The sequence below is a fragment of the Stieleria sp. genome (assembly GCF_041595215.1).
GTDB classification, from domain to species: Bacteria; Planctomycetota; Planctomycetia; order Pirellulales; family Pirellulaceae; genus Stieleria; species Stieleria magnilauensis.
The window spans coordinates 1-10,138 of record NZ_JBFHKV010000188.1 but is presented as its reverse complement, the minus strand read 5'-3'; the positions used below and the strand labels follow the sequence as shown (position 1 = coordinate 10,138).

The window sequence follows — 10,138 nt, the reverse complement described above, 5'->3', positions numbered from 1 at the left end:
GGCACCGGTCTGCAAGGTCAATTCGACACCGGATTCACCGGCCCGGCTGGCCATCAACTCGACCACATCGGCCGCGGTTTCGTTCAAGTCGGCTTCGACCTTTTGTGGCTGACGTTCTTTGGAAAACGTCAACATGTCCATCACGAGATTGGAGATCCGTTCTTGATTGCGATCGACCATGCCCCAGCCCCGGCGGACGGCATCGGTGTCGTCTCGTTTCAGCCCTGCTTCGATCAGATAACTTCCGCCGCGAATGCCTTGCAGGATGTTCTTCACGTGATGTGAGAGCGTGGCGATGGTTTGCCCCATGGCGGCCAGGCGTTCGCTTTGCAGCAGCGCGGAGTAGTAGAACGTGTCCTCGATCGCCAACGCCGCTTGATGCCCGATGGCCGTGATCAGCCGCAGGTGCTCGTCGGTGAAGCGGTGGGTCTTTCCGCGGCGAACGATCTGGCCGGGAGAGGTGTAGGTATCGATGTACAGGGCGCCGACGATGTCGTAGCGACCCTGCAACGGCACGCACAGCGCCTCGCGGACACCGCCCTGGACGATCGATGCCGCGGCGTCAAACCGCGCGTCGTCGGTCGCGTCACTCGTTCGAACTCCCTCGGCACGGTCCAAAACGTACTCCAAAATTGTGCTGCTGATGCTGATCGGCGCTTCATCATGTCGCTGCCCGTCGGCCGATTGGCGATCGCATCGTGCGGCCGGTCGCAATTGATTGGTTTCGTTGTCTCGCAGCATGATGCATCCGCGATCGGCATCGACCCAATCAAACACCAACCGCAAGATCCGATCGAGCAACTCATCCAGATCGTCGGTCCGGCCGACCGCCAGCGCGGTCAAATACATGACCTCCAGTGAGCGATCGCTATCGGTGATCGTGTTCATCACCGGTTCAACCGAGTCGACCGAGGAGTCCGATGTATCGGACGACGTATCAGACGACGAGGAGAGTTCGGTTTCGAACGGCACCACCGCCTCGGCGACGTGATCGGTCAGCCGCACCGGGTCCAAGCGGATGCCGCTGGTTCGCGACGTGGGACGGACCAGCGATGAAATGATCCGGCTGGCGTCGGCACCGCTGCTTTGCCGCACAATATCAACACCGTGTGCGGCTTCGATCGCCGTGGGTTGTCCCGTGCCGGTAAAAATCAACAGCGTGCTGCCGATCTCGATGCGATCACCGCTGAGCAATTTCTGGTCGCGGATCCGCTTTCCGTTGACTTGCGTTCCGTTGCTGCTCTGCAAATCCACCAGGTGGCAATCACTGGATGCATCGATCCGAATTTCCGCGTGCAGACGCGAGGCTTCGCTGTCGAGCAACTGGACATCGTTTTGCGTGTCGCGGCCGATGCGCACGACATCCCCGTCGAGCACAAAGTGCTTTCCCTGATCTCGTCCGCGAACAACGTAAAGCGATGCCATATCCCAAAGATAACGTGTTCCGATGCCGGTTTAACCCCGGCGCGGCCAATTCGTGCCCCCTGACAAGATTTGTTTCGGGTTTGTCGCAACCGAGCCACACGGTCGCCCCAGCGGTTAAAATAATGTCGTCCATCCGGGCCCATCCCTGTTCGTAAAAAGTGAGTTTTATGGTCCAGCCGCCACCGATCGAATCCGGCACCGCATCCGACCCCGCAGATGACGCCGCAAAAGCCGCCGAATTGGTCAAATCTTGCCAGGCGGTCCGGCAGCAAGTCGGACGTGTCGTCGTCGGCCAGGAAGACGTGATTGAGCAATTGTTGATCGCAATCCTCTCCCGCGGTCACTGCCTGCTCGAGGGTGTGCCGGGACTGGCGAAAACGCTGATGATTCGCACGCTCGCCGAATCGATGCACCTGAAATTTCACCGCATTCAGTTCACGCCCGATCTGATGCCCGGCGATATCACGGGTACCGACATCATTCAAGAAGACCCGGAAACCGGCCGCCGTGAATTGTTGTTCGAACGCGGCCCCGTGTTCACCCAAATGTTGTTGGCCGACGAGATCAACCGCACGCCGCCAAAGACGCAAGCCGCACTGCTCGAAGCGATGCAGGAACACGAGGTCACCGCGGGCGGCAAAACGTACAAACTGGACGAACCGTTCTTCGTCTTGGCGACGCAGAACCCGATCGAACAGGAGGGGACGTATCCCCTGCCCGAAGCCCAACGCGACCGATTCTTGTTCCATGTGGTGGTCGACTACCCCAGTCGCGAAGAAGAGTCCGAGATCGTCGACCGCACCACGTCAACCTTTGATGCAACCGTGCAAGCCGTGGTCACGGGTGAACAGATCATCGCGTTCCAAAAAACGGTGCGACGTGTCCCGTTGCCGCCGCACGTCAAAGAATGGGTGCTCGATGCCGTCCGCGCGGTGCGGCCCAGCGATCCGAACTGCGCCCCCTGGGCCAAAGAATTGATCGAGTGGGGGCCGGGACCGCGGGCCAGTCAGCAATTGGTGCTGGCGTCCAAGGCCCGTGCGTTGATGCACGGCCGCCCCCACGTCACGCTCGATGACGTGCAAAAATTGGCGTTCCCGGTGCTCCGCCATCGCATCGTCCCGACATTCACCGCCGAGGCCGATGGGATCACCGTCGACGATCTGATTCGCCGATTGATCAAAGACCTCGCGCCCAAGAAATCCGGGGCGCTGTAACCCTGCCCCCAAGCTTGCGACGTGGCGTAAGCTTCCAGCTTGCGAGGTGGCGTAAGCTTCCAGCTTGCGACGTGCAGCGCCGAGGCAAGCAGGATGCTTACCCCACTTTAGGCTTCCATCACTTCCGCTTCGCGTGCTTTGGCCATTTCGTTGATTTGCTCTTCAAACTTTTTCAGCAAATCTTGAACATCGCTCTTCAGCTTGTCGCGATCGTCTTCGGTCAGCTCCTTGTCTTTCTCCAATTGGTCCGCCGTCTTGTTGGCGTCGCGACGGATGTTGCGGATGGAGATTTTGGAGTCCTCGGCCAGCTCTTTGATCCGCGAAACCATTTTCTTGCGGACATCGGTTGAGAGCGCGGGGATGTTCAGCCGAATGACGCGACCGTCGTTTTGCGGGTTCAGCCCCAAGTCGCTGCCCACGATCGCTTTTTCGATATCCTTGATCGTGCCGGCATCGTACGGGCGGATCAGAATTTGCTGCGGTTCGGGGGTCCCGATCGAAGCGAGTTGCTTCAGCGGCGACGTCGAACCGTACGCTTCGACTTTGAGCGAATCAACCAATCCGGGCGTGGCTCGACCGGTACGAATTCCGGAAAGCTGTGTGCCCAGTACGCTGATCGCCTTTTCCATACGTTCTTCGGCGTCCATCAAGGTTTCTTCGGCGGACATGTTGAGCATCCTTGGGGTTAGAGTGGTGTCGACAGATTATGAGTCTAGCTTTTTTTAGATCGGCGTGTGGCGTCGTCCGTCTGGAACAAGATACCGCCCCGGTGTCGAATTGGATCGCCCGCGGGCGGCTCATCTTTATCGGAGTGAACGTAGCGATTCAACGTTCGGCCCTCCTCTCGCTGCGCTCGACCCCATACGCATCAAGTGATGCCGTCGGTTCGTCATTGAGTTGAAGTCACCCTCCCTTTGGGAGGGTCGCGGCGGAGTTTGCGCTCGGAGCGGGGAGGGTGCTTTGGCGTCGTTGTTGGCATCGGTGGGCGCGGGGCCGCGGAAACCCTCCCCTCGCTGCGCTCGACCCTCCCGCACACGGGAGGGTTACTTCTTGACTTGATGCGCATGCCTCTCGCTTCGCTCGACCCTGCTGCCAGGAGTGTGGCTTCGAAACGTGCATGTGAAGTGCGAAGCGGGGAAATCACTTCTCCGATCCGATCCAGGTTCCCACCGTTTCGCCGCTGATTGCCCGCACGATACTGCCCGGCTTCTTGAAGTTGAAGACAAGAATGGGTTTGCTGTGCTCCTGGCAGAGGGCGATCGCGGTGGCGTCCATGACGCGGAGCTGTTTTTCGGTGACATCGCGATAGGTCAGCTGATCGTACAGCACCGCGTGGGGGTTTTTCTCTGGGTCGTCGCTGTACACGCCGTCGACACGCGTCGCCTTCAAGACGACGTCGGCATCGATTTCCAAGGCGCGCTGGGCCGCGGCGGTGTCGGTCGTGACGAACGGGTTGCCAATCCCGGCGGCCAAAATGATCACCCGGCCCTTGGTCAGATGCCGAATCGCACGGCGGCGGATGAATGTCTCGGCAATCTTGTCCATCGGGACGGCGGACATCACCCGCGTCGACAATCCGAGTGTCTCCAAGGCATCTTGCATGGCGAGCGAATTGATCACCGTCGCCAACATGCCCATGTAATGCGCCGTCGCCTCTTGAACCAACGCGTTGCTGCCGGAAAACTGGGCGCCTCGCAAGATATTGCCGCCGCCGACGACGATCGCGATCTGACAACCGCTGCTGTGCGCCTCGCGGATCTGTTCGGCGATATCCGACATTTCCTGGCTGCTGATCCCTCGGCCCCCGGAATCAGCCAAGCTTTCGCCGCTTAACTTCAGGACGACGCGTTGATAACGGAGTGGGGTGGGGTTGGAGTCGTCAGACATGCTCGATCGGTCCTGGTGGTGAGGATCACAGGTGAATGGCCAGATGATACGAAAAAACCTCGTCGTTCCCGAGGGGGAACGACGAGGTTTCCGAGAATGTCGTTTTCGATTGCGATCGAATCAGGACGCCGAACCGACGGCGACGCGTTTGAACGCGACCACTTCGGCTTCGGGGCTGAACTCTTTCACGGCCGCTTCGACGGTCTTGGTGTCGTCGAGTGCGTAGAACTGGCTCAACAGGCACCGCTCTTGATCCAGCAGCGTGTTGTCGGCGATGAAACGCTCCAGCTTGCCGGGGATGATCTTGTCCCAGATCTTTTCCGGTTTGCCTTCGGCCTTCAGCTCAGCCTTGATCTCGTCTTCGACCTTTTGCATGACTTCCGGTGTCAGTTGCGAACGGCTCGCGTACTGGGGCACCGTCTTGAGCGTCTTGCCCAACCGAGCACGGTCTTCGTTTTCGACCTTGATCTGTCCTTGCAGCGCCTCGGTTTCCTTGGCGACCAGTTCTTCGTCGAACTCGTCGGGCGTCAGGATCGAAGGCTTCATGGCGGCGACGTGCATCGCGACCTTGCGGAAGAAATCGCCGGCATCGTCCTTGCCGCCGTCCTTGTAGGACAACAACACGCCGATCTTGCTTCCGGCGTGAATGTACGACGCCAGATTGTCGCCTTCGATCGTTTGGAAATCCGCGATCTCGATCTTCTCGCCGATCGTTCCGGTGCGTTCGACCAGTTTCTCGGCGACGGTTTGGCCGTCCAATTCCAGCGCGCCGATTTCTTCTTTGGTCGAGGCACCGTTGTCCAAGGCAAGCTTGGCCAGCTTTTCGGCAAACGCGATGAAGTCATCGTTCTTTGCCACGAAATCGGTTTCGCAGCTGAGCGACAACAACACGCCCTTGCCGCCTTCGACCAACGCAACCACGACGCCTTCGTTGGCTTCGCGGTCGGCACGCTTGGCGGCAACCTTTTGGCCTTTCTTGCGCAGATAGTCCAACGCGCCTTCGATGTCGCCACCGGACTCTTGCAATGCTTTCTTGCAGTCCATCATGCCGGCACCGGTGGACTTGCGCAGTTCGCTTACGTCTTTGGCTGAAATCGCCATTGTTTCCTCCAGATAAGTCGTTATTCGACTAAGTGTTGTGTGTCGTTTGAGTGGGGATGTGCCTAGGCTTCAGGAGCCGCTTCGGCTGCTCCGGGTTCGGCGGTCGCCTCGGCGGCGGGTTCCGCCGGCGCGGCGGCTTCGGCCGCAGGAGCCTCGGCTGCAGCGGGCGCCGCTTCGGCCGGTGCCGGGGGAGCCCCGATGTCGGCTTGTCCCTTGCCGCTGTTGACGGCGTCCGCCAGTTGTTTCAGGATCAATTCGATGCTTCGAATCCCGTCGTCGTTGCCGGGGATCGGAAGATCGATCAGGGACGGGTCACTGTCGGTATCAATCAAGCCCACCGTGGTGATGCCCAACCGTTTCGCTTCACGAACCGCGTTTCGCTCTTTGCCCGGATCGACAATGAACAAACATTCGGGCAAGCGGTTCATCGTCCGCAGACCGTTCAAGTTGCGATACATCTTTCGGTACTCGCGGTTGAGCGCCGATTGCATCTTCTTGCTGTAACTGTTGATCGCGTCACTTCCGCGAATCGATTCCAGTTCTTCCAATCGCCCCAGTCGGCTGCGAATGGTACGGAAGTTGGTCAACGTGCCGCCCAACCAACGCTCGCTGACGAACGGCATTCCGCAGCGACTCGCTTGCTCTTCGATCGCTTCGCCGGCCTGACGCTTGGTTCCGACGAACAGAATCAAGGAACCGCCCGAGGCGACTTGCCCGAGGTACTTCTTCGCACGGAGCATCCCGCGAAGCGTTTCGCGGATATCCAAAATGTGGATCTGGTTCTTGCTGCCGAAGATGTAAGGCTTCATCTTCGGGTTCCACAAACTCGTCCGGTGACCAAAATGGACACCAGCTTCAATCATCTCTTGAACGATCGGATTAGACATCGAGACAGTTTCTCCAGGTGGAGTGTCGGCGTGGGCATCACGAAACGGCAAAAGACCGTTCCCAGGGACAGATGTGCGGGGCAGATCAACAGCGATCCACAGCACACCCCCGACCAGCGGGGCCCTTCATCCCGAATCACGCGGACAAAAAAGGTAGACAAAGCAGAAAAACGACGTGTTTTCCGCCGGGGCGGAGAGGGTAGCCGAACGCCAGCCCCGCGACAAGAGTGAGGGGCGGGATGGCTCAGGTTTCAGGTTTCAGGTTTCAGGTTTCAGGTTTCACCGGGGACGCCTGCTGCTGGACCCTTTGCTACAACTCTCATGAACTTTCTTTGCACCTCGTGTGTTTGATCATCATGACCACCACCGCTTTTGTTGAACGTTGCCGCGAACTTGCCGCCGGATCCGGGTGTAGCGAACAAACCCCATGCAGCCCCGGACCGGAATTGAGCGAATCGGAATCATTGATCGGATTCTTCCAGCTCTTTCGGCCAGACGGCGGCGACCTCAACGGCCTTTTTGATGCCCTGCGGCAAGGAGACCAACTTTCCGACCGATTGCAGAGCGCCTACCGGGCCGCCGGTGATGATCGACGCCCCCAAGGCGGACGCGACGCGTTTTTCATCGTCCGCTCCCCGGCCCCCCTGTCGCCCGAACTGGCCGAGCACCACGCCGTGACCTGGATCCAAGGTTTGCAGCAACTCGCCGAGGCCGTCGGCGACGCGCATGTCGCCCAGCGACTCACCTCGCCACCCAAAATCCGGGTCCTGGAAGGCATCCCCCCGAAACACCCCAAACAGCCACACGAACGCACCGAACTGCTGAACGTGTTCCTGGATCACGCTCCCGCCCTGACCGAAAAAGTCGCGGGAGTCGACCCGCACGCTGAATTGCTACGTCCGGCCTACTACTTCATCGCCTGCGATGCGATGCTTCGCGACTACCTGATGTGGCCGTTCTATGCCGAGCAAACGGGGCTGACCGACCCGTTTGAAAGCTATTTCACGCTCTGGGCCCACGGCGTCAAATTTCGAATCTTCCAGGAAAACCAAATCGACATCTATCTGCCCCGGCCCCCGGAAGGCTCCGAGGACTGAGGTGCCCCGAACAGCGGATCACCCCCAACAGCGGATCGCAGGGGCGCCGGTCGGCTAACCGGCCGGTTTCGGTTCTATCTTGATTCCAGACCCCAAAGTCGGTTATGTCCCAGGCTTGATTGCAGCTCTGCCGGCCGACGGGTCGCCTGGAACACCATCACTCGCGACGGAACACACTCGACATGGATGTCTTGTCACACACGAAACGATTTTGCGCCCGCGGCACGCTAGCCGCGCTGCCCCTGCTGTTTCCACTGACGCTCAGCTTCGTCGTTCCAATCGCCCTGGCCCCCGAATCACGGGCACAGGAACCCGCAGCCGCCACGGCCGAGAACGAAGACGCGGCTCCGTACATCGTGTTTGTTGCCGAGCCCGCTGCGTTCACCCGATGCGGCCCCGGCAACGACCACTATCGCACCGAACCCCTGCGCCGCGGGCAAGAACTGGAGGTCTATGTCGAGACCGCCGATGGCTGGCTGGGTGTCCGGCCGCCGGAGAATAGTTTTTGCTGGATGCCGGCCGACGCGGTAGAACTGTCCGCAGACGAAACAACGGCGACCATCCGCGAAGACAAAACGGTCGCTTGGATTGGAACCCGGCTGGGAAAAGCACGACGTTATCGCTGGCAAGTGCAGCTCGATGCCGGCGAAGTCGTTTTTGTGTTGGGAAAAAATGAACGCGAAGGATCAACGGGCAGCAAAACCTGGCTGCGAATCGTTCCACCCTCGGGCGAATTCCGCTGGATTCACCGCGGTGACGTCGTCGAGAGCGCCGAACAATTGGCCGAACGCGTGGCCCGTGCCGAACCCGACTTGCAACCTCGCAGCGACGTCGCCGCCGTCGCCTTGAACACCGACACCGAAAGCAACACCGACGCGGATCCCAAACCTGCAAAGCTCCATTCCGCCGACGGCTCGCCGTCGTCCCTGCAACCGTTGGCGAATTCCACACGCCGTGGGACACAGACCGATGCACTCCGCGAAACCGATGTGATTCCCGAATTGAAACCGGCGCCGGAAAACAGCGTGGCGGCCAACAGCATGGCGGACAACAGCGATCCCCGGCGGCCACAACCGCGGACGGTCGCCGATCGCGCGATCCAGTTTCATCGAGGTGCACAAGCCGAGGACTTTGAAGACCGCGGTGCCGTGATCGGAAGCGGCTTGAAGGCGGGTTGGAAAGACGATTCGGTCGAAACAGCCGACGCCGGATTTTCCGCCGACGCGGATTCCCAATCCATCCTCAGCGCCGACCGATTGACCGAGCTGCCGGCCAACGGTGCCGCGGCAGCCGCCTCGGCCATCGCGGAACCCCTGCGCCGGATGACCGATGTCGTGGCGAACTTCATCAGCCCGCCCCGGTTGGTCGAAATCGATTCCTCCCACGCCAACGCGTTTCAACCGAACTCGCCGGCCGATCGCCGCTGGATGGTCGGCTCGGGACGATCGCTCGACACGCCGCCGGCGTCGCTCGCCTCCGCGCAGCCGGGTGGCTTGGCGCACTTGCCCCAAGCCCAATACCCGGCCCCGCCGGCTCCGCAGACGCTGTCCGGGCAGGACCAGTCTCTGGCAATGCAGCCCCCCGCCATGGCGCCGTCCGGCGTGATGCAAACCGGAGCACTTCAAGCCACAACGTTGGCGCCCATCTCCCCCCGACCCGCCGTGCCGTCGCGGATCGTGACGGTGGATCAAATCGCACGTGTCGAAGATGCGGTGGCCGGTGCCGACGTGGACGCGATCAGCCAAATCCTTTCCAAATTGATGGCCGAGGGCGCGTCCGCGGACGAACTGGATCCGCTGATCCGCCACACTGAACGGCTACTCCGTTCCGGCGACGTCAACAACGCGACGCGCACACGTGAGGTGCTCAACCTCGCACAACGCTATCGCAACGTCGCCGCCCGGCGTGATGGCGCGACGACCATTCAATCCGCGTCGCTGGCCGGCAACGTCCAACCGATCGACACGGCGGTGCAACAAGCCGGCTCGCTCGCGACCACCGCATCCCAGCCGTCCGATGTCTCTCAAACACCGTTCAGTCCGTCGCCGGCCGCCGCATCGCTGCCGACTCAGTCGTCACTCGATTCGGCCACCGGCACCGCGACCGGCTACCTGGTCCAAGTCTATTCGTCGCGTGCCAACAGCCCGCCGTATGCATTGACCGACGACGCGGGACTGACGATCGCCTACGTCACGCCCTATCCAGGCGTGAACCTTCGCAACCATCTCAACAGCAAAGTCGCCGTCAGCGGCAACGAGAAACTGCTCGAAGGCATGAGCACCCCACACATCCTGGCCGACCGCGCCATCCGACGCTGAGATCGACGTTCAACCGCGATCGAAATCAGCCTATCCGTGTCAGCTAAATTTTCCGGTAGTGGACGAGGCGACGAGTCCTCTGCATCCTGGCCGACCGCGCCATCCGACGCTGGAGATCGACATTCAACCGCGATCGAAATCAGCCTATCTGTTTTCGGGTAGTGGACGAGGCGACGAGTCCTCTGCAGTCGGCATGTTGGCAGGGACTC

8 protein-coding genes are annotated in these 10,138 nt (G+C 60.5%); 3 read left to right on the top strand and 5 right to left on the bottom strand.

Features of this window, described 5'->3' with window-relative positions:
• A partial coding sequence (locus ABX749_RS09770) for an FHA domain-containing protein (RefSeq protein WP_372895811.1) occupies nt 1–1,425 on the bottom strand: 1,425 nt, incomplete at its 3' end.
• 167 nt (nt 1,426–1,592) lie between these two features.
• Here ABX749_RS09770 and ABX749_RS09765 point away from each other — a divergent pair.
• The gene (locus ABX749_RS09765) at nt 1,593–2,639 is read left to right on the top strand and encodes an AAA family ATPase (protein ID WP_372895810.1); all 1,047 of its coding nucleotides are present in this window, start codon (nt 1,593–1,595) and stop codon (nt 2,637–2,639) included.
• A 107-nt stretch (nt 2,640–2,746) separates the two neighbouring features.
• Here ABX749_RS09765 and frr read toward each other — a convergent pair whose 3' ends face one another.
• The 4 genes from frr to rpsB form a co-directional block, all read right to left on the bottom strand.
• Nucleotides 2,747–3,307, bottom strand: coding sequence for a ribosome recycling factor (gene frr / locus ABX749_RS09760; protein ID WP_095742261.1), 561 nt, complete (start codon nt 3,305–3,307; stop codon nt 2,747–2,749).
• Nucleotides 3,308–3,779: 472 nt separating this feature from the next.
• Nucleotides 3,780–4,526 carry a UMP kinase gene (gene pyrH, locus ABX749_RS09755; protein ID WP_145218342.1) on the bottom strand — a complete coding sequence of 249 codons (747 nt, stop codon included), beginning with the start codon at nt 4,524–4,526 and terminating at the stop codon, nt 3,780–3,782.
• A 120-nt stretch (nt 4,527–4,646) separates the two neighbouring features.
• Nucleotides 4,647–5,627, bottom strand: coding sequence for a translation elongation factor Ts (gene tsf, locus ABX749_RS09750; protein ID WP_372895809.1), 981 nt, complete (start codon nt 5,625–5,627; stop codon nt 4,647–4,649).
• Between the two features lie 62 nt (nt 5,628–5,689).
• A complete protein-coding gene (gene rpsB, locus ABX749_RS09745) occupies nt 5,690–6,490 on the bottom strand; it encodes a 30S ribosomal protein S2 (RefSeq protein ID WP_372895812.1) in 801 nt (266 codons plus the stop codon).
• 380 nt (nt 6,491–6,870) lie between these two features.
• Here rpsB and ABX749_RS09740 point away from each other — a divergent pair, with 380 nt between their 5' ends.
• Together ABX749_RS09740 and ABX749_RS09735 are read left to right on the top strand one after the other, a co-directional pair.
• Nucleotides 6,871–7,611 (top strand): apolipoprotein acyltransferase, encoded by a 741-nt coding sequence (locus ABX749_RS09740; protein WP_372895808.1) that lies wholly within the window; start codon nt 6,871–6,873, stop codon nt 7,609–7,611.
• A 182-nt stretch (nt 7,612–7,793) separates the two neighbouring features.
• Nucleotides 7,794–9,929, top strand: coding sequence for a hypothetical protein (locus ABX749_RS09735; RefSeq protein WP_372895807.1), 2,136 nt, complete (start codon nt 7,794–7,796; stop codon nt 9,927–9,929).
• The last annotated feature ends 209 nt before the right edge of the window (nt 9,930–10,138 follow it).